The sequence below is a fragment of the Mesorhizobium sp. NBSH29 genome, assembly GCF_015500055.1.
GTDB lineage: Bacteria > Pseudomonadota > Alphaproteobacteria > Rhizobiales > Rhizobiaceae > Neomesorhizobium.
The window spans coordinates 337,896-359,782 of record NZ_CP045492.1 but is presented as its reverse complement, the minus strand read 5'-3'; the positions used below and the strand labels follow the sequence as shown (position 1 = coordinate 359,782).

At 53.0% G+C, this 21,887-nt stretch carries 10 protein-coding genes and 1 pseudogene; 5 read left to right on the top strand and 6 right to left on the bottom strand.

Annotated elements, in window-relative coordinates; all coding sequences use genetic code 11:
* Window positions 1–197 precede the first annotated feature (197 nt).
* From GA830_RS01695 to GA830_RS01680, 4 genes are read right to left on the bottom strand one after another with little or no spacing between them, the layout of a single operon-like run.
* The gene (locus tag GA830_RS01695; RefSeq protein ID WP_195163417.1) at window positions 198–5,204 is read right to left on the bottom strand and encodes an RHS repeat domain-containing protein; all 5,007 of its coding nucleotides are present in this window, start codon (window positions 5,202–5,204) and stop codon (window positions 198–200) included.
* Window positions 5,176–8,100 carry a hypothetical protein gene (locus GA830_RS01690; RefSeq protein ID WP_195163416.1) on the bottom strand — a complete coding sequence of 975 codons (2,925 nt, stop codon included), beginning with the start codon at window positions 8,098–8,100 and terminating at the stop codon, window positions 5,176–5,178. The genes GA830_RS01695 and GA830_RS01690 overlap by 29 nt, the downstream gene beginning before the upstream one ends.
* On the bottom strand, window positions 8,097–10,439 hold the full coding sequence (locus GA830_RS01685; protein ID WP_195163415.1) for a hypothetical protein: 2,343 nt from the start codon (window positions 10,437–10,439) through the stop codon (window positions 8,097–8,099). Before GA830_RS01685 ends, GA830_RS01690 begins: the two co-directional genes overlap by 4 nt.
* Window positions 10,440–10,484: 45 nt before the next feature.
* Entirely contained in the window at window positions 10,485–11,825 is a 1,341-nt protein-coding gene (locus GA830_RS01680) for a hypothetical protein (protein WP_195163414.1), read from the bottom strand.
* 305 nt (window positions 11,826–12,130) lie between these two features.
* Here GA830_RS01680 and GA830_RS01675 point away from each other — a divergent pair, with 305 nt between their 5' ends.
* The 3 genes from GA830_RS01675 (at window position 12,131) to GA830_RS01665 (ending at window position 17,207) form a co-directional block, all read left to right on the top strand.
* Window positions 12,131–12,898: a hypothetical protein gene (locus GA830_RS01675; protein ID WP_195163413.1), complete on the top strand. Its 768-nt coding sequence runs from the start codon at window positions 12,131–12,133 to the stop codon at window positions 12,896–12,898.
* Window positions 12,861–13,964, top strand: a complete 1,104-nt coding sequence (locus GA830_RS01670) for a hypothetical protein (RefSeq protein WP_195163412.1) — start codon at window positions 12,861–12,863, stop codon at window positions 13,962–13,964. Before GA830_RS01675 ends, GA830_RS01670 begins: the two co-directional genes overlap by 38 nt.
* 102 nt (window positions 13,965–14,066) lie before the next feature.
* Complete coding sequence (locus GA830_RS01665; RefSeq protein ID WP_195163411.1) at window positions 14,067–17,207, top strand: RHS repeat protein; 3,141 nt, start codon at window positions 14,067–14,069, stop codon at window positions 17,205–17,207.
* Here GA830_RS01665 and GA830_RS20350 read toward each other — a convergent pair.
* Together GA830_RS20350 and GA830_RS20345 are read right to left on the bottom strand one after the other, a co-directional pair.
* Complete coding sequence (locus GA830_RS20350) at window positions 17,185–17,709, bottom strand: IS5 family transposase (protein ID WP_195164712.1); 525 nt, start codon at window positions 17,707–17,709, stop codon at window positions 17,185–17,187. The two genes, GA830_RS01665 and GA830_RS20350, sit on opposite strands and share 23 nt — an antisense overlap.
* Before the next feature lie 38 nt (window positions 17,710–17,747).
* Window positions 17,748–17,954: pseudogene (locus GA830_RS20345) on the bottom strand (transposase); the annotation flags it as partial.
* Between the two features lie 147 nt (window positions 17,955–18,101).
* Between GA830_RS20345 and GA830_RS20550 the strand changes: the two are divergent.
* Complete coding sequence (locus tag GA830_RS20550; protein ID WP_195163410.1) at window positions 18,102–19,823, top strand: RHS repeat-associated core domain-containing protein; 1,722 nt, start codon at window positions 18,102–18,104, stop codon at window positions 19,821–19,823.
* Window positions 19,824–19,856: 33 nt separating this feature from the next.
* Window positions 19,857–21,863, top strand: coding sequence for a hypothetical protein (locus GA830_RS01650; protein WP_195163409.1), 2,007 nt, complete (start codon window positions 19,857–19,859; stop codon window positions 21,861–21,863).
* Window positions 21,864–21,887: the final 24 nt, after the last annotated feature.

Sequence of the window (21,887 nt, the reverse complement as noted above, 5' to 3'; positions counted from 1 at the left end):
TTCTCGTCGAAGAGACTAGCGCTGCGTGGTCTGAACCCGCGTTTGGCCAAGGAGCTTGCCGGTCATCGGAAGCTTCATGCCCTTGAAGACGAGCAACGAAGCGACCGAAACCGAAAAACCGTGTTCCGTGAGCGCCGGTCGTCAATCGGCGTGATGCTATGGCGTGGGGTAATTATGTAGCGCGCATTCGCACGTGCTCAAGCCGCGTTTCGAACCCCCGGGTTGAAGATAGGCCGGGGAAGACGAAACCTAAGGGGAGACCACAAAACATCATCAGCCCTCTGCAGCGTATCAAGAGGTGGGTATGGACGTGGAGCAGAAACCGCAACAGGGGAGGTGTGTGCATGAGGAATACCAGGGTATTGGCCATGTCTCAGTGCCACTATGTTTCCTGAATCGAGCCGAGCCGGCCGATTAAATCGAAGATGTCCGAGAAATCTTTTGTATTTTTTTCCAGCCGTTACTGCTCCATCGGTGGCCATGGCAAGTCTGCTGGAGACCTTTCCTCCTCCGGCGGCAATATTTGCCGGAGCAGAGGCTGCGGCGGTGTTAGCTGCACTGTTCACGCCGCGGGCAGCAGCGGCCACCTGAGCGACGCGACGGCTGTTCATGACGGAACCTGCCATTGAGCCCATTCCGCCCACGAGACCTGCAATGCTGCCAATGGTAATGAGTTCTCCCTTGTTCATTTGTGAACCAGCAATCTGCAAACCCAATCCAGCAGCCTGCACGCCCAGTCCAGCCATGGCTAGCATGAAACCAGCCGAGGTGGCCGGCGCAGACCAAGGTACAAATGCGACCGATAGGGCAAGACCCACGCCGGCGGCAATGACACCCAACCATTGTCCTATGCCGCCCCCGCCTTCCTCAATAGGTTTTGGGGGGTAGTAGTAGTCGTTTGGGGTGCGATAATGCCCGCTAGGATCTCGGAACGCGACTGGATTGCCACCGCAATACATGTAGGCGTTTATACCGCCTTCTCCGAACGGGCTCATGTTGTCAGGGCTATGAAAGCGCATAAGTGCCGGGTTGTAGGCTCGATAGCCGCGACCGAGGAGGTAAAAGCCCATAGGCTCCAGTGTTTCGCCATTGAAGCCAAGCAAGCTGTCGAAATCGCTGTCAGAGCGCCGCTGGCCGTAAGCAGAATATCCGGTGGAAACCATTTCATCCGGGTGAGATACGCCAATCACACTTCCATTTTGTTCGGTGATGAAAATAGTGGATTTTTCAGCGCATTGCTGGCCGAGTGGATCTTCGGCACCGTAAAAGAGCTGGATTGAGCGACGTTCAGATGTTTCGAGCACTGTCTGGTAGCCGTGGTAGAGCCTTGTGGTTTCAGTGTCTCGTGAGACAAAACCCGATAGATCGTCATGGCCGTCGTAAAGGTATCGGTCAGTGATCGCGCGCCCCGGCGAGGACACCTCGACCAGCCTTCCCGTAGCACTGTAAGCAAATTGTTGGCCCTGCTCGTCGTTGAGCATATTGCCATCCGCGTCGTAGGCGAATGTCTGCTCTTTGGGGTAAGCGGCATGACTGTGAGTTAGAGCGATTAACCGGCATGGATCGGTGTTGGCAAATTTACAGACCATGCGATCGATGCTGCCGTCTGCTAGCTTTGTTCGACATTCCTCAACATTGTCGAATGCGTCATAGAAAAATGTCTGCTCGCTTATTCCATTGCCGAGATGATCCGTTGGCAATTGTATCCCTGTGCATTTGTGATTTTCCAATCTCCCGCGGAGGTCGTATCGGAACTGCTCTTCCAGAACTGATTCCTCGCCGATCTTCAGGGAGCGGCCCTTCAACATGTTATCATCCCACCAATCCTGGGTAAGGACCACTTGCTGGGACCCCAGTTGCATTGTTCGAACTACTTCGCGCTGGAACCCATCGTACAAAAGCTCCGTCACGAGAGTTTTGCCGCTGTTAACATCGTTCGTGATGATGCGGGCTGGCGATCCAAAGCTTTCATATTCGAAACTGGCGTGCAGCCTTCCCTGTTTCGCGACAGCGAGTCTGCCAGCGCTGTCATATTCACAGAGTGATGCTTCAAACGCCGGGCCGTTCAAGTCTCTGTCGCGTCGCTCGAGCTGCAGGCCAAGCCGCGAAATGGAATGGAAAACTTCGTGCTTTTTCCCGCTTGGAACGCTCAAGCTTTCAAACTTTAATGCACCTGTATAGTCGTAGGTGTATCGACGGGAACCGTGTCTGTTCTCGCAGCCAACCAACTGCCCGCTATGCTTGTCGTAACTGTATTCCATGTTGCCGTCAGGGACCGTGATTTTCGCTGGTGCGCCCCCGAGCGCCGGTTCGTAGTCAAAGGAAATTGTTCGTCCGCTTGGTTTATGCCGCCTGGCAGCCTGCAGACGCCCTTCGTCGTATTCTATGATCTCTGTCCTGCTCCCCACAGTGCTTTTTGTGAGGCGCGAAAGCCCATCGTAAGCTTGCTGTCCGAGCGCGATTTCGGGGAGAGCTTCGTTGGCTGGCTTCACAAGGATTTCCGTCGGAAGCTCGTCGTCGGTGTGTTCGGCGAAGGTGCGACTTACCTCTGTTTCGTCAGGGAGTGTTGTGGCGACGACCCTGCCGAAGTCATCATAGAGATATGCTGTTTTACGCTCACCTTGGTCACGCAACGTTACCCGCTGTTCGACGGCGCGGCCGAGACCGTCAAACAGATGTTCCGTGCACGATACTCCGTTGCCCTCGTCATCGAATTTTTCAATCTTAGCAATTTTTCCGAACCGATTGTATGATGTTACCGTGAGGTTTCCTTTTTTTCCTCCTGCGGAGGTGTAGCTGTGCTCCTCGGGCCCATCTCCGCCAAACGGCGAATGTTCTGTGATATCGATTATTAGATCGGGGTGGTGGGTAGCAGCGGGAGTTCCCCAACTGTTGTAAGCGTATGCTGTTGTTAGCGGCATTTCGCTCTCTCCGATCCAATCGAAGATAGTTTCTTCTACGATGTTCTCCATTTCATCGTAGCTTGCCTGATAGGTCTTTCGAAGTTGGCATCCGTTCGGGCTACCGCCTGGGTCCTGCCGTTCTTCGACAACGGCCCTGCTGATGCCGTCGAAGTATGTGTGCGTGGCAACGCCTTTAACGTCGAGCATAATCCGGTAGGCTTGTCCGTTCAAACGCTGCGCCTCTGCGTTTACGGCAATGGCCTCCCGGATGTCTGCGATGCTTTTCGGATCGCACCCTGAGGCTGCAGATACTGAGCTTTCTATCACCCGTAACTGCTGTTCGATTTTCGATAACGATCGTTTCACATTGGTGGAGGCGACCGTGTTGGCAACGAGGCCGTATTGGTAGCTGCGTATGGCTTCGTAGTCCGTTCCCGGGGAAATCGTTTCACTGGTGACGCGCTGAAGGGCATCATAGACGTAGCGGATGCGTACCTGGTTGATGTCCTCCGCCAACAGGGGCTGGCCATTCAGAAAGGAGCTCTGCTGGATCACGGATTGCTGGGTTCCGTCAAAGCCGGTGATCGTCTGTACTGTCTCCAGTACTGGCTCGCCGACGAACTGCGGGTTGTTGAGCTTGCTGTATGTATAGTCGGTCTTTGTAGTCTTACCGTTGAGGATTTGGCTCTGCCTCCTGGGGCGGGCGAGACTGAAAGGATGGGCAGGGTCGTCGAAGTATGTGCTTTCGCTCCTGCGTATTTCAGTCTCCGCTTCGACTTCGACGCGCAGAAGCGTTTCGCCGACGGGAAGCAGGAAGGGGCGGGCGTTCTCGTCCGGCAACGGGGTGAACTGCGCATACCGGTAAAGTGTGCGCAAGGTGGGCGCACCGCCCGCTTGTGCTTCGGGATCAGGATGAACGGTAGAGGAGCGCAGGTTGCGCACAAATCCGTCAGGGTCGGGTGGACAATCCTGTCCTTCACCCTGGATGGGATAGTAGTCGCGCTCCTCGCTGGTTCTGTCGGCATTCTTCTGGAGGAGAAGATTGCCATGCAGATCATACGTGGTCTCTACGGTCTCAACGCGCAGCCGGGTTGGATCGTCGGTAAGTTCCCAGCGTGTCTCAACACTAGCTGGCAACTGACATTGCGGCGGTTGACGTTCAAATGGGAGACCGATGTTCTCGGGCAGATCGGCATAATATTTAGTCTTCACACGCTTTACGCAATTGTCCTGGGTGGTGGTCTCCTCACTCAGCAGATGGAAACGGTTGAAGGTGCGTTCCACCTTGCGTCTCATCGTGCCTCCACTCCATAGTTCCACTGTAGATCCATAGACGTAGCTGTAGTCCGATAACTTGTAGAGATTATCGAGACCATCGTTGGCCCATCCGATAGAAGCGCCATGCCCGAGGAAGTTGTGATCACTGAACCTGTAACGGGTCTCTATCGGAGGCTGGCCGAAGCCTGGCTCAATACGATGCCGCGTGACACGGGGCAGAGGCGAGCGTCCAGCGTTGGGTGGGAAATGATGACCACCATCCTCGTATTGGAGCGTCTCCCATCCGCCGACCGGCGTGAAGACTTCCTTGATACAGGATAGACCTCTGATCTCGGTGTAAGCGAAGCGCCAGGACGCGCTTTCCTGTGTCGGCAGAACGATTTCGGTGACCCGGCTCATGGCATCCAGGCGCATCGTGAAGCGTGCAATTTCTGTACCTGCTTCACCTCGGTCAGGCCAAAGCAACAGCTCCAACCATTGACCTGAGACGTCGCGCTCCACGAGAAGTATTCGACCCTGGTCGTCGCTCATACTTTCGAGCCGCTGGCCATCGCCAAATGGGACATAAGAAAGCTTCAGCGCGTGACCCGAAGGGCCCTGGATTTTGACCGGAAGAGCGATTCCTTCACCGATTGAGATCATCGTCTCCAACAGGCCGGTGCGGTGGAGGATACGGTAATTACCACCCCCGTCATCGAAGAAGCGGAAGCTGCTAAGCTTTCGCTCGGCGATCGCCGGCTCCAGTCCGCTACCTGTGACCTTAAAGGACTCACCGCTTCCCAGCGAAAGTATTCGAGTTCGAGAGTTATACTGCGAAAGCGCCAAGCCAAAACCTAACCCGAACCCCCTATCGACGGCGTTAAGTGGGTTGAAGGATAACGAAAGCGGAAGCGAAGGCCCCGCAAGATCGTTGGCCAACAGGTCTGGGAGCGAAAGCTGAACCGTATATTGACCCGTACGCGGGTCAACACCCTGCTGTACAAAACTTAGAAAGTTAAATGCGTTCGAATGAACCGAGTCCATAATAATTCTTTCTTGCCGCTATGAGGTCAATTTGCAATGAGTTCCTACTGTCCTCAGCTGATTTTACTAAGAACCCGATGTCGACGCTGTGTAAATTTCCGTCTTCATCTCTCAACATGTAAGTAACGGGGGACTCTAATCTTTCGCGGAATTTTCTTTGATCGTTTCCTGCTGCCATTGAATCGCGCCAGTGAGAAAACTCGTGCGTTCGATGCACACTCACGACCAGCTCACCAGGGGCGGGTGGATGAGCAATGATTTCGTCACTCGGTTGCGGGTGCGAGACCGCTCGTGCCAAGGCGCGCAAATATCCATCGAAATGGAGATTCACGGGTGGTTGCGGCTTAGGCGGGTGGCTGATAGGGCTAAATGCGTATCCAGTATAGCTGCAATATGTCTCGTCGTCTAAGTCGCTTTCCCATTGTATAGTTGATGAATTATCTAAAATTCTTAATGTGCTAAATCCTATTGATTTAAAATCATCTGAAACATAGTTCACAGACCAGTGGTCAATAGATTCTTGTATCGAAGAAAAATCATCTTCATTTCCAAAATCGTCAAATTCAACTCTTCCTGTTGCAAGATTATGCCAAACTCTATTCCGCGCTAGCTTATAGTTAGATTTGCTCCGGGTCGGAATGCTTATTCCGCTGACCTGAATTGTAGATTTATCCTGTGGCCCATGCTCAAGGGAGTTCCATACCGACCCATACTTGTCGTGAAATTGTGCATAAAACTCAACTGCGTCGCCGCGGTGCGCAAGGTGAATATAGTACCTCCGATAACGGGTTCCTGCGTTTTGAGGGGTGGAACTGTCGGTTGCCGTAAACCCACCTGTTAACCGAAAACGATTTGGCCGGTCATGCACAGCCCACTGGGTCGTAGCGCCCCATTCGATGCCTTCTTCATGTTCAGCAAGAACCGGTACGAGCGTGTTCCCTGTCTTTTCAACAAGCCTTAAGCTAGATAGTTCCAGATCGCTGATTGGCATATGCGGCTGAGCGGAGCCCGGCGCCGGAGCGGTGGTCTCAATTTTGATTTCTATCGGAATTTGCTGCATGCCGTTTACATACGAACGCGCCGGCCCCATCGCGGTGATTGAGAATTCTTGCAGTCCCTCCCAACCCTTGATCTCTTGTTGGCGATCCGCAAGCTCGATCACAGAGAATCCGCGCAGGACCGCTCCGGCACCAAAATCGACCTCGCAGACTGCTACGGATACAGCAGACGTCGAAAGCGTCAACGGAGGTGAAAAAACGCCTGCGTCCTTGTCAATTTCGCCATCTCCCAGCAGATGCCAGGTGACTTTTTGTCCGAACGAGCCAACGCTCAAGGGCACCGCCCCCCTGCCGAGAACCGAGGTGATATGCGGAGGGTTCACCTTTAGGTGAGTCTCGGTTCCAACCAGAATGACAGAAGCTTCAACGGTATCGCCAGTACTGACGTCTCGAACTTCAATTCGCTGATTAACTATAGATTCTTGACCTATATTGGCAGGCGGTACATACATTGCCTGGTTTTTACCGACGGGAACCAGGGTTCCATAGCTTGGCGATATGAGGCGCCAATTGAGGGCGCCTCCCCCCACGCTCGACGCAGCAAAAATGATAGGCGTGCCGTCCATCTCACTTGTCGCGACAATAGGTGCGACAGTTATTTTTTCGAACCGTGCAAATATTAGCGCCGATTTGGACTTTGTCCCATTGTCGTAATGGGCACTTATGACAGTAGGCAGCACATTTGTACCGAATACCGTTTTATCAACGGCCTGGTAGCGTCCTGTAGCACTTATAGAACCTGACGCCGTAGGCATGGTGATGCAGCGCGCATCCCAAGTTATGCCAGAAAGCTCACTGCCGTCACCTCGATGAGCGGTGAACTGCTTGGTGGTGGCGTTTTTAATGCTCGCAAGCGGGGGCTGAATCTTGACATATTCATTGTTGGGCTTTGCGTTTCCAAAAATGATCAGATCATAGGGGGTGTGCCGTTCCCCTTCGTCAAACGCGTGATCTCGGGGTAAAACAAGAGACTTTAGAGCATCCAGCTCACTTTCAGTGGCCAAATTGATAAGCTGCTCATCCAAAAGTAGAGTTGCTGAATACAGTTGCTTTCCGTTCCTCTCGTCGTCCGGGATGAGATGAGGAAATGTGCTCGGAAAACTTGTTGCGGTTCCGCGGAGTCCTTTCAGCGCGATAAAGAAGATTACCGCCCCTTCTTCATCTTGTGTCGAACCAACTGAGTTACTGTTGGGCATTGCCTGGGTTCGAATTGCAAAATGTGTTGGACTCAATGGACCGCTGGTTGACAGGTCAAGGAGGCCGAGCTGCCAACTTTGACGAAAAGCCGGCTGCTTTTGAATTTCGGCAAGCAGCAGGGCTCCGATACGCCGTTGGGTAGGAGATTCTGGGACAAGGTTGCAGCGCGGATTTTCGGCATTGTGGAAGTCGATTGATACAACGCCACTCCCTGAAATTTCGCCAACGATCGGATTTAGATCGATTTCCATCTCCAGCGTGAAACCCATGCCTTCGGCGAGCCTGCCACTTGAAAGAAGCCTGTCTGGAGTTTCGACGTGAGTGTTGGTCGTGGCGTAGTCCCCAGCCACGATTTCAAATCGTAAAGTTGCCATGCTGCTCGAAATTGCGGACGACTGGAATGACAATTGTGGTGGGCCGAACTGGATGCTGTCGAGCTCCATTCTCATGTGCCCAAGGTTAGTCGGATCAAACTCGATAGATACCGGAGACAACAAGCGCGCGTCGCCAAGCCGCTTTGCGAATTGGTCCTCGAGCATATGATTCAGGGTGGAACGATTGAAGACCGCAACGGCCCCCCAGCCGAACGTTGAAGACTTACCTTTTAATTCATGAAGTATATCGCCGACTGAATTTGTCATTTCGAAACCTCTGTCCATGCATTTGGAATTATTAATTCCTTTGGATTCACGTACGGGATAGTAATTATTGCACGCGAGGCTATTGGAAAGCTGTCGAGGATGGTGCCTGTTCCGACTATGGCGGTGAACCTGTCGGGACTGTTCAGATCAGGCGTGTAAATACCATTGCCATCAATCGTACCGGATCCGGCAAAAACTTCGAATTTTTGATTGTCAACTGGTATGCCAGCAAAGGCCGCAATATCTAAATGAAGTTTACCATCAGATAAGTTAGTGTCGAAGATAATATCTGCAGGAGCGGAGTTCTCGTCAGGCGGCTGGTATACTATAATCGTGCAAAAGATTGACTCGTTTGTTGAAATATTCTTAACGGTTACCGTATCCTTTTCGTAAACATGGTTGCTTATAGATCTCGATCCAGGCCGATACCAATGGACGCCATCTTCGTCGACGATCAAGGATGCTCCCGTTCCTGTTTTTATGCTCCAGTCAAGTTCGGCGCCGGAGACGGCATCTGCAGAAATTTTGATAGGAGGGCCACCGATATGAGAATTCACTACCGCAGGATTGATGGCGATATTCCGTCGGGTTACCTTGATGAGGGCGGAGCTGCTTGTTTCCCCGACAGCGGCTTTGACGAGAACTCGGGTGAAAGCCCCGCGGATCTCATTTGCCAACGGGGCAGTGTAAAACCCGGCTGTGTCAATCGATCCCGTCGGTCCTTCATGACCTGGAACGTTGGCGACCGACCAGACTGCATTCTTTTGAGGCGGAGTGAGAGTAAATGAACTCTCTGACCCACTCGCCACAACAGAATCAAGCGGATTGATCTGAAATGCAGTCAACCGCGGAGAGATCTGGCCAAACAATGCCAGGTCCATAGGGAAGCGGACCCGATCTAGCGATATGGCTTCGTCGTGCGAGTTACGAAAAAGGATGCCGTAGAGCCGGAAGAGGTCGATTTCCGATATGGGGGCCACGAAATCTTCGAAGGTTTTCCGGAATATTTCGTCAAGTTCAGATTCGATAAAGGGTGAAATGACTGCAAAGTTGATACCAGGGAAGTCTCCGAACTCTCCTGGCGATACTTTTCTAAGATACTTTGGAGTTGCTGTTGAAACAAGTCCGAGAGCGCCATCTACGAGAACAAATTTATATGTCTTTTCTATATCCCATATAGCAAATACGTTTTGCTCTCGCACCCATGAGCTCACTTGAATTTTTGTTAGTAAATGTTGTCTACCGCGCCACCTAATGTGAAATTCTTCATTCTCAACGGCAACGGTGAAGAAGTGATTGTTATCAGAGTTGTTGTTGAAATGCAGTGTTGGAGTTTGGATGGATACCGTAGCCGACCCGATAGTGCCGTGAATACTTTCTCCGTAACGGCCGCCGTTCCGGGCAGTCAGAAGTCCGACGGGGGCATCCATGTTTTCGTCATTCTCAAGGTCGTATTCAAATTTGCTGTTGTTCGAAGCCTTTTCGAGGCCTTTTGCGATAACCTGGCGGATCAGGAAGTGGTGCCCAAGGAGGATAGTCGCTGAGCGCCCAGCAGGGATAAGATACTTCATCTGGTCGTCATCGCTTGGGATGCTGGTACCGCCCTTATTGTCTTTCATGGCAACAAAAAGAGCGACCGCGCCCTCGCTCTCATAAACTCCTGTTGGAGTGTTGGCTTGGGTCTTGAGATGGACGCGGATATCGAACCGATCGGGGACGAGAAATTCGTTCATCTCCGGCTTGCCAAGCTCGTTGAGGACATAAATTCGTTTTTCGTCCGGAAGGTTCTCGAAATACTTTTTGATCGCATTTCCGCCCAGGCCTTGGGCAACATCTGAACCCGGAAACAATAGCTTGACCGCTAGAGCATCCTTAAGGTCGAGGAATACTCTTCCTTCATCTGTGATCTGACCCGCCGTTCGGTTCAACCTCAATTGAGCTGCTAGCGACTGAGACGTGAGGGGGTCGAGCATTTCAACTTTGTCTATCAAATAAACGTTCGCGCTTTTTCGGGAAATACTCAGCTGCTGTCCCCCGATTATTTCCATTGATAGATGAGCTTCTGAGTCGACAATCGAACTATGCTCGAATGAAAGGCGTGGAGCATCTAGAATATAATTCTCAACGTACTCCCAATATTGACCCTGTACGATTTCTATAGCATCCGTAAGGGGATCAAGGTGATTATTCTTGCTATATCGCTCTATATATTCGTGCGCTAAAACCATGTTTGTTTTTGGCCGATCATACTCCGCGATTGTATCCCAGCTGAAGGTGCTTGGCTGCTTCGCAAGCTCGTTAACAAGTTTATCCTCAGATAGTATTTCTAACTTAGTCATATTGGATTTCATAAAAATATCTTTCTTATCTAAAGCTTCTAAGTATTATACGAACCACGTAGTAGAACTGCGCTTAAGATCGATGAGCGTATTTCCGTCATAGGTGATCTTGCCCCACAAGCTCAAAGTGGAACCTGTTTTGAGGGTCTTGAGAAACTCCCTAGGCAGCAGGGTGCTTAGTTCGCCCCCTTCCATCTCCAGTTGTGTGACCGGAATTGCATCTCGCAGGATGAGGTCGGCCCCGGCGCCATCTCCAAGAACGCCGGTGACGTGGATAGTGCATGGCTGTCCAGGCGCCATAAACGGCCAGCGGGTGACATAAATGTCCGCGCCTTCTTCCGGCACGTCACCCAATGACAGGCCGGGACTTCCTTCCGCCTGCCTGCAACGAACAGCTGGATACTGGTTTGGCTGAAGTGGAAGAATTAGAAGGTGAAATGGATCAGAATCGGGTAAAATGCCGCTTGCGAGCTTGAGCTTGTAGAAGACGGGAAATCGCTTGGTCTCGCCGCCGATATTCGCGGCTACAGCGCTGGGCGGGATAAAGAACCGGCGCGGATTTGCTGGGTCGAGGGGCTGCGTAGCAATGTACCTCCCGCCTGCGAGATGGCCTTGCCAATGCAACTCAACGCTATCCCCTGGATCCAGAGGAATAGCCTCGGGGATTGTAGCGTAGACACCCCTCAATGCGTCGTTTGCCTGCAACTCTCCGTAGCTATTGGCTTTCTCCACGACAGGTGGAGTGAGGTCCACCGGCGTGCGGATCGTCAAGGTAAACGGCTCAGAATTTTGGGCGGTACCGATACGCGCGTATTGCCAGCTGACCGTGACCTGCCTGCCAATATTTGCCTCCAGCCATTCTTTGCCGATCGAAAAGGCCAGCATGTTGCTGTCGATTATCGATGGATCGACCCGGAGAACGCTTGTTGTGCTGCTGGCCTCATGGGAGCTGACCCAATGAAGCAGCACATCGTCCCCGAGTGCCATGGTGGGGTAGGGGTCAATTTGTAGACTGACACCCTGGGGAAAGTGACCGGGGTCGAGGAAGCCGCCGTCATGACCTTGCAGTACTGGGGGGCGTAGCTGCTCTGTAGCGAGAGGCGCGACTTCAATTAATTGACTTGCAGAAGTACTTTCACCTCCGCTGGCATACTCGATTTTATAGAATGCATTGGCTGTTTCACCCTCTATTTTTAGAAATTCGGCGCGCGGTAGGTTCCATTTCAAAATTTTTCCTATGTCGACGCGATCCACCACGACAGTACGGCTCCAAACCTGGGATCCTGACGTAGGAGCGAAGGTGAACGATATCCTGTCGCCGGCACACATAGCTTCGTAAGGCGCCACGATCACCACGGCCGCTGTGCCTATGGTGTTGGGGTCCAATCTAAGATCGTGCAGACCTCGAATTTGAGGCACGGAAACCCGATCACATCGAGTGGGGTGAGCAATGGGCTGGCGTGGTTGGTTTTGCATGCTTCTACTCGTTGGGTAGGTCGTGAATGCGTGGCGCTTCTGTTGAGGAGCGCCTCTGAACTTGACCATAGGCCGAATAGACGACAAAATGCAACTGATAATTGTGACAGAAAAATTCTGCAACTTAGACTTGCGTATGAAACAAGTTCGTGCAATGCTTGAAATTGAAAAGCGAAGTGCTGTGCCTTCTAAGTCCTTCTCAAGGAGAACCCCTGATGCGTTTTAGGAAATCACAAATAAAACTGAACATACTTTTGCCAAGAGCAAGCTTCTCTCCGAAGCAGAGGATTGTCGGTAGCTTTATGTTCCTGTCTGCATTTATACCAGCAGTAGAAGCATATTCTGCAGAAAATAAATTAGAATCTCTATCGGATAATACTGCGTACGCTGAATTATTGGCGGACGATGATACACATCCATTGAAGATGGATCCAAATAAGGTTCAACAAGAAAATTCGCCCCATGCCAGAGCTGAGGTAAAAAAGAACGCCGACTGGGATCCCAAATACATTGAGTCGCGGGAAGATGAGCGTTTGTGCCAAGGCACAAATATGGTTTGGGTCGGTAGGTCGCATAAGGGAGATGAAAACAGTTGGACCTGGCATATGTGCGGCCAAGTCATTCAATTCGGAAAGGTTGCAAAAGTATTAAACCATGAATGGAGCGATTCACAAAGTGAAACGGATAGCAAATTCATGTGCCCTGCAAATGAAGTGATAACTGGCAGGCGGAGAATTGCAAATAAAGAATGGGAAGGATCGCCATCAGCGGATGAGAATGGTCACACGGAATATCGATGCAGTCAAATCATCGACGAATTTGGATACCCAATGCAAATCGTTCCTCATGCAAACTGGACATTCCCTATTAAAGAGCATGAAGGCCACGATGTTATTTGCAAACCAAACTCTGTAATGGTTGGTCGCAATCATAAAGGAAATCATAATGGAGAAACAGAGTATAGGTGCGCAGATGTTTACTAGGATTGAATTAATGAAAAAATACAAATTTATTGCCGCAATTTCATTTATTGCAGCATCTATCATGTTTCCTGTTCACATTGCCTCGGCATCCGAAAAGCCCATTGCTTCGACAACAAATCGGCTGCCAGGGCCCGCGTTTTCGGAGCAAAAGGACGGCACATATATCTGTCCGAACTCGAAAGTCATGGTCGGTCGACGTCATGACGGAGACGAACACGATGGGAAAACGATCATAACCTGCGGCGATGTGATGGTGAATGGTGAAAAAGCTGGTCTTGTTGATCTCGGTTGGTCACCATTGTGGAACTCGGAAGAAGACACAGATGGATGTGAATATCCGAGTGCCCGTGAATGCAACCATTCATATATTTGCCCCGACAGAAGTGTGATGACTGGCACCAAACGTGGTGGTGATGAGAATAGCCACATGCAATATCGATGCGCGCAGGTAGTTGGGGCGGCATCTGTCGATGTAATTAACGGGTGGTCCAGTGGTCTAATAGAAATTGACCATAGAATATCATGTTCTTACAATGCGGTAATGATTGGGCGAAAACACAAAGGCGATGAAAATGGTATAACAAATTATGCCTGTGGCTATCTATTTGTAGGTGGTAGTGAATCATCTTCGTCCATATCTTTTCGTCAACATGATACGGGGCAACCGTGTGCGCTTAATGTTCCAGACGACCAAACGGGCGGAATATGGACTTACTTCTTGTCGGAAGTGAAAATGAGGCAAGACGAGATTGCACCCTGCTCGGGAAATACAGCAGATAGCATGGAAATGCTGGGCGTACCTTCGGCAACAAAAATTCTGCTGACGGATGATGATCTGTGTCAGAAAAAAAATGGTGACTTCTGGATTGAACTACAGACAACGCGGAAGGCAACAACATTCGATGTGGTGAAGCTATTGGATGTCATTGCAACACCAAAGGGGCAAATCGTTAGTGGAGCGAAGGGTCTCAAGCTTGTCGATTACTTCCACAGAGTGGGATCTGAGATGACTCGTGCGTTATCATGTGTTAAAATTAGTAATTCTTCGACTACCCCTTATTATTAACGTCAAATTCTTAGTTGTAATTATGAAGCGGGCGAGGCCTGCTCACGGGGAAGTATTGCCATGATTTCTCATAGATCTGTTCATTCGAATGCATTTAATTTCTTGAGTTTTGTTCAGCAAGGTGTCGACCCACGCACCGGTCAGTATACGGTGCAACTTCTTCTCCCCGAACTGTCGGCCAACGAACTCGCCGGCCCCTCGCTCCCGCTTTCGTTGTCCTTTAATCCGCTCAACGGGGTTGATGCGGGGTTTGGGCTGGGGTTTGGCCTCGGGCTATCCCAGTATAATCCACAGACCCGTATGCTGTCTCTCGGAGATGGCGAGACCTTCAAGGTTACCGGCAATGGTCTCGAGCCTGCAATCGCCGAACGCAAACTGAAGAGTTTCCGCTTTTTTGACGATGGTGGTGGGATTTACCGCATCATCCAGCATTCCGGGGTGATGGAGACGCTGATCACAGGCGGGGGTGGAATAGCCCGCCCTGTGGAGATTGCCGCTCCGTCAGGCCATACGCTCAAGCTGTCGTATCTGCCTTTCGCCGATAGTGTTCGACTGGAAAGCATCCGTGATGAGCAGGGCGAGATACTGCGTTTTGAACGTGATGTTTCTGGTCAGTGGCTGGAGTTGCTGTTGTGGCCCAACAGAGGCGAAGGGGGAATGCCCGTTTCCCGCTACACTTTACGACTCGATGCATTGAGCCGCGTCAGCGAGATCGTCCTCCCAACAGATGAGCGGGCTTCCTGGCGCTTCGATTATGTCGAGACAGGCGGCCTTTCCTGCATCAACGAGATATTTACGCCCGTCGGTGGCCGAGAAACTGTTCTTTACGAGGATGGCGGCCATCCGTTTCCCGTGGGTTCCGGACGGGAGCCTCTGCCGCGCGTGTCCTTACATCGTCTCGAGCCCGGTTTCGGCCAGCCTCCTATCGAAACGCGCTACAGCTACAGCGATCACAATTTCCTCGGCCACGGTGCTGCCATCGGCTGGAGCGATGACGGCCTCGACAACCTTTACAAGGTGACGCGGGGCTACGCGTATAGCTCTACCGCCCAGGTGTGGGGCGGTGGCGAGATGAAGCGCAAGACAGAACGCACATTTAACAGGTTCCATCTGTTGAACGAGGAGGTCACCACGCAAGGCAATTGCGTCAAGCGCGTGAAAACCACCTATTATGCTGACCTCCCCGAAAACATCGCGCGTCCTTTCGACCAGCAACCTCCCCAGTGCCAATTGCCAGCGAAGACTGAGACCATATGGGAGCTCACTGACGAACCGACACGGCTGCGCGCTGAAATCGTCGAGACCACCTATGATGTTCACGGCAATCTCCTGATCCAGAAAAATGCCAACGGAACCAGCGAAGAACGTGACTATTATCCCGTGCAGGGCGAGGGACAGGATTGTCCGCCGGACCCCGATGGCTTTGTGCGAAGCCTGCGTTCCTCTACGGTACACCCCGATGAGAGCGCAGAAGTTGGCGGTGCGCCGACTTTACGTACACACGTCCGTTATGGGCAATTCACGCCGCTCCCGGGTGAGCACGCGCGCCCCTTCCTGTTGCCTGTAAGCGAGACATTGCTGCGCGTGGAAGCCAGCACACAAACCGAATTACAGCGCAGTGAAAGCGCCTACTACGACGACCCCACAGACCCATTCAAACTTGCGCGTCTCAAGTCCGAGAGCCAGGCGCTGAAAGACAAGACGACTAGGACTAACTATGTTTATACCAAGCTCAACAGTCCTTTGCTCTCCGGCGAAACAGTTCTCCAGACTCTGGAAGTAATCACCGGATTTGACGGTGTGCAGAAATCGATCACCCAGCAGAGCTCACTTCTCAACGGTCAACCCCTTCTTGTGGAGGACGTCAACCAGGTTCGTATCCGCTATGCCTATGACGAACTCCAGCGTGTCACCAGCGAGACCGTCGCGCCTGGCACCGATTATGAAGCCACGCGTACCTATCAATATGCACTCATCGCCAATACTTCCGAAGCTGTAGAGCGCAGGCGCCACCATCTAGCCCAAGATGAAATGCTGCTTGCAAAGCGCGATATGCTCACGCGCCAGAAAAAGCGGATTGCTGATCTCAGGCAAGCCCAACCCATCGCCGTAGCCGCAATTGATGACGCTCTTGCCGCAACCCAGATGGCCCTTGGCATCAACTTCCACGCACAGCGTCTCAACGGCCAGGCCGAACAGGTGATGACTGACGTAAAGGGCGTAGCTACGCGCACCTTCCTTGACGGACTGAACAGACCCGTTCTGGAAGAAAGACAGGACCCAGACAATACGCCCATAAATCCACCGTTCCGTCAGACCTACCTGGCGACCTATGACGACCTTGGCTATTTGGTCGCAGAAACAGTAGTCGACTGGATCGGCGGCGAGGATCTGCTGCTTACTTCAACTCACCAATACGACAACTGGGGCACAAAAAACAAAACCACGCACCCAAACAAGGTGAGTGAGTGTGAAGAACTGGACCCCATAGGCGCTGGCGGGTTGGCGGGGCCGGTAAGCCGGCAGTGGCGAGAAGGAGTTGATGGGCAGAAAGCGGCTGTGACCGAGACGTCAATGAATCTGTTTGGAGATCCCATCCGAACTGAGCGCTTCGACACAGATGGTGGCAGCTTGGGTATGCACCGCCGGCTTTATGACGGCTTAGGTCGCATGCAAGAGGAATACGACCCGGGGGATCTCAAGACATCTCACCGATATGACGATTTTGATCGCCCGAGCCAGACCACTCTACCGGACGCATCGACCATCCTCCGCTGGTACGCACAACACAGCTCCAGGGACCTACCCGTTTCAATCAATGTCAACGGCGTGGTGCTTGGAACGCAGGATTTTGACGGGCTTGATCGCCTCGTACAGTCCGTTGCCGGCGGGCGGCAAACAAAGTTCCGCTACGATCCGGGAATGGTACAGCCGGCAGCGACAACTACTCCCAACGGACAGACGATAGAATATTCATATGTTCCTCATCTTGGCGATGAGCCGGTGCAGCGACGTTCGCCCAACAGCACCGCAGACTATGAGTACGATCCACGAGACGCGCGGCTGGTGAGTTGCCTCGAAGCGGGTGAGGCACTGAACCGTACCTATTCCAGCACCGGGCGGTTGAGGAGCGAAACAACCCGCAAGCCAAGCGGAGAAGAGTTTACCGCAACTTACGACTACAGCCTTCTTGGCCGGGAGTGTTCTTTCAAGAATGTTTTTAGGCCGTGTGGACGAATTTGATCAAGCATAGGCCTGCTGCGAAGCTTACGATTGAGCGGAAATTTCGTGCTGTCTTTTCGCATCGCAGGGCGACGCGTTTGAAGCGCTTGAGCCGCCCGAAGCCTTGTTCGATACGGGCGCGCGCCTTGTAGAGCGTCTGGGCGAAGAAGGCTGGCCTGTTTTTCTCGTTGGCCTTGTGAGGGATCACCGGGGCGATGCCGCGTGTCCGCGCGGCTGCACGATTGGCCTTGCTGGAATAGCCTTTGTCGCCCAGCGCGGCACGTGGGGTGATGTCCGGCCCTATGTCGAGCAGGGTCTCAAAGCGGGTTGTGTCGGCAACTTGGCCACCGGTCAGATCGAACGCAATGATGTCGCCCGAATTGTCCGCCTTGGCGTGGATTTTCGTTGTGAACCCGCCGCGCGAGCGGCCGAGCGCCTGGCCTTGCTGCCCCCCTTTGCGCCCGCTGCCGAGACATGGGCGCGCACAATGGTGGAATCGAACATCTGGATCAGATGGGCCGATGCGCTCATCTCGGCCAACGTGTCGAAGAAGGCTTCGAACACGCCGGCTTTGCTCAGCCGGTCAAAGCGCTTCCACACTGAGTTCCAGTGGCCAAAGCGTTCCGGCAGCGCACGCCAGCGCACATTCTCCACCGTGAAGAAGTGCATGGCTTCCAGAAAAAGCCGGTCGTCCGCAGCCTTGCGGCCTCGCCGTGGCAGGCAAGCGCGGAAAACCTCCAGCGTGTTCGCCCAATCCGTTTCCGTCATCCTCGTGGACATCGCCGACCTCCAAATCAGTCGACAATCCATGAATCAGACTGGATTGGTCAGCGGAACCCCAAAAGCTATACCTGAGTCAATTCGTCCACACGGCCTAACGAGGCTGAAACCCGGAGTTACGATCCGGCTGGACAATTGACAACTGTACAAATCGACAGGGCAGTTACCACGTTTTCCTACGACGCATTTGGACGGGTAGCGGCTATATCCACTAATGATGGTGGGCGCAGCGCGCTGGTAACCTTTGAATATGATTCTTTGGACCGCGAAACATCTCGCAGTTACGTCCTCGACGGTATCCAACAGAACCTGTCATTGACCTATGATGCCAAGGACCGGGTGACGAGCATCACCCTGTCTGAAAAAGGGGCCGTGCTGCGAGCTGAACGCTTTAGCTATGATTTGCGCGGCAGGCTTGAAATCTACGAATGTGAAGGAAGTCAGCTTCCGCTTGATCCCTACGGCAAGGAGATTTCGCGACAGCTATTTTCGTTCGATGTTCTCAACAATATCCGCGAAGTGCGGACCACATCCGGGGATGTAACCAACCGGGCCACCTACCATTTTGAGAATGAAGATCCGGTACAACTTACACGGGTCACCAACTCGCTTTCCGATTACCCAGCCGAGATCCTTCTTTCCTACGACAATGACGGAAATCTTATTACCGATGACTGTCAGCGCACTCTCTCTTATGATGCTTTGGGGCGGCTGGAGCGCGTATCGGGTGGCGATGGCAATGCGATCAATACCTACCGGTATGACGCGCTCGACATCCTGACGGGGGGCTTAACCAATTCCGGGCCAGATGATCGCTTTTATCGGGAGGGCGAGCTTTCCAACCGTATTCATGCGGGTCAAAATTCGACGTTCCTGCGCGCTGCCGGCCACATTGTTGCAGAAATGCGGGGCGAGGCGGATGAACTTCTGCTGCTCGCCGGGGATACCAAGAACAGCGTTGTCAGCGAAGTTGGACAAGGGCACCACCGGCGTATCGCGTACACGCCCTACGGGTACCGCAGTGGTTACTCCTCGAATGGAAGCGATGGAAGGCCGCAGGAGAACCCCGTTGGATATAACGGCGAAGTACATGAAGACAAAACCGACTGGCAACTTCTTGGCAATGGATATCGGGCCTATAATCCCATTCTGTCCCGGTTCCACACGCCTGACGATCGGAGTCCCTTCGACGAAGGTGGCGTCAATTCCTACGCTTACTGCGAGGGTGACCCTGTAAATTTTACGGATCCGAGCGGGCATAATCCGATTGCCTGGCTCGGCTTTGTGATGGTGGCGGGCGGTATCGGGGCCCTGGTGGGTGCTAGCCGGCTGGAAGAAGGCAGTGGGGCTCGAACCGCACTTCAGATAGGTGGCGGCATCGCGATTTCACTGGGAGCCGTGATGGTAGTTGGCGGTGCGATTATCGGACGCGGTACATCGCCAGGAGTAGTTGGCAGGCCCGTTGTTCATAAGAAAAGCTCCTGGCTCACCGCTGCGCAGGAACGCGAAATGTATTCCGAAAATATTTCCTTGCCGAACCGATCCCTTCCGGGAGGCGCTCGCGCCGCCCAGAGCGAACGGGTAGCTGTGCCCACCACTTCCGTTGGCGATGCTTCTGCTCGAACGCAGCCGCCGTTGCGAAATGCGGGCGGTAGAGCGAGTTCCAGCCATCGAAAAAGCGCCCCACAGAGGGACGCTCCCCTAACGCTATCCTCCGACCAGGGCGCCCGAGAGGCAACAAGATCCGGGTCGAATGATCGGACAGTAAAATGGGTGGCCTCCCAACGCAAACTTGCGAACCAGACCGGGGCTGGGCCTTCAGTGATGCGCACGGGCAAGATCATCCGCCAGAACTGACGTAGAACAGAATTAGAGAACAGGAATATTACAATGACCGACAAAAAACAAATTGCCGCCGAAACGCGGGTTGCATACCGCAAGGAAAAGGCTTTGCGAAATCATGGAAAAGCACTGGAAGATCCCGTTTTCGATCCAGGAGCGATTATAGACCCGCAGGATGGAACTCTGAACAAGGATGTTATCGCGGCTGGCGAAGGTCTCTTTGTGAGCATCGAGAAGTGGCCAGGCTTCGACAACGTTCCTCCATCTTTTCACGAGACCGCTATCCTGGAATGGGCAACAGGAACCGGTCGGGAAGAAAATAAATTTGTTGGAGTCGACCAACGGAAAGTGACAAGTCCCGCACCTCCGGAGGCGTTTCCACTTCGGTTGAAGGTACCTGCCGACCGTCTGCAGCCGGATGGACCCTATCGCTTGCGCTACACAATCGCCGCTTGGACCGATGAGGACATCCATTCCAGAGAGGTACCCATGGTTTGCGACTACACGCCTCCGTGGGGAAATGCAGAGCCGCCCGCTCCCGTGCTCCCGGCGGAGCCCATCACCGATGATTATCTGGTGGCCAACCCTGATGGCGTAGTCGTTACCATCCCGGAACATCCGGGGGTGCAAAAACCCGGCGACAGGTTTGCCGTCTGGTGGGGAGCCGAGCCTCTGCCCGAGGATCCGACCGGACTGCCACCGGCTGCGGTGGGCGAACTTGGCACCCCGCAAGACTTGATTGTTCCGGCCAATATTGTGCGCGCTACTGGCGATGGCGGCTGCTATTGCCTTTATGTATTGATCGACAAGGCAACCAATCGCAGCCGTTTTTCAGCATACACCAAGGTAATCGTGGCCTTGGACGACCTGCCTGAAAATCTCAAGGATCCCGTCGTGCCCCTAGCACAGGACGGTCTCCTCGATCTTGAGGACGCCTATGCCGGCACAACAGTGGAAATCGAAGAGTTCGACAACTGGAAGCCATCGGACCGACTTGAAGTCACTTGGGGAACCTCCGTGCTCCGTGCTGAGGAACTTGGCTCTGCCCCCAGTTTCCCGATTTCGGTGGCGGTTCCGGTGGGTGTACTCAAATCCGAATATGGCGCTGCCACAGGGGAAGTAAGCGTTGTCGTCAGCTACAAGGTTCTACGCGGTGGAATGGAGTTCGGCCCCCTTGATGTTGAAGTCGCTGTAGACTTTTCCTTAATTGGCCCCGAGCTTCCTGACTGGCCAGATCCGACAAATCCGAACCTTGTGGCCCCGAAAGTTTTTGGTGAAGTTTCCGCTACGGAAAACGTGCTGACAGTCGCTGACAACGGGCTTGCCGCGAAGCTGACACTGCCCCTGTATGCCCCGCTGAACGAGGGCGAAATTATCGATTTCTATTGGAGCACGTTACGTCTCTCTGGCGCGCAATACGTGGTGAAGGCAACCGATCTGCCGGGCGACGAAATTGAGGTATCGGTACCCTGGAGCGCTATTGAACTAGAAGGCAATAATCCTGCTCTGCCGGTTCACTACCAGATCAGTCACCGCGACTCGCCGAACCATCAGCGTTCGCCGATTTCTGAAGTTGATGTAAGCGCAAATATCGTAGTGCCCGAAGCACCTGCTTTCCCAGATACCGTTCCCATTGGGGAATGGGATGTGCTGAACTGCACGTCGCTTGATTATGATCCTAGCGAGCCGTCGATTGAGCACGCTGTCCGTGTCCAGGTGCCGGATCTCTCTGACTATCTGTCAGAAGGAGATGAACTGACTTTGACTTGGACGCCGCTCGATCATTGGGAGAACGGTAACCTCGTTCCGGAGGCAATCAAGGAAGAAAAGGTCATCATTGGTGGAGATACACCCATAACAGGGTTTATCTGGAGAGTGGAATACGATGCCTACATTCTGCCGCTCTATCATACAGGGCAAACTGGCAATGGTTGGGCTACAATAAAGTATTCCTTTGTCAGAGACGGCACAACGATTACGTCGGCTGTATCCGAGGCTTTTGTCGCCATGTATAATGCGGCGACATCCTGTCCGATCGAAACCCGACGTAGCTGAATAGCAGGCCTTCATGACGGTCGC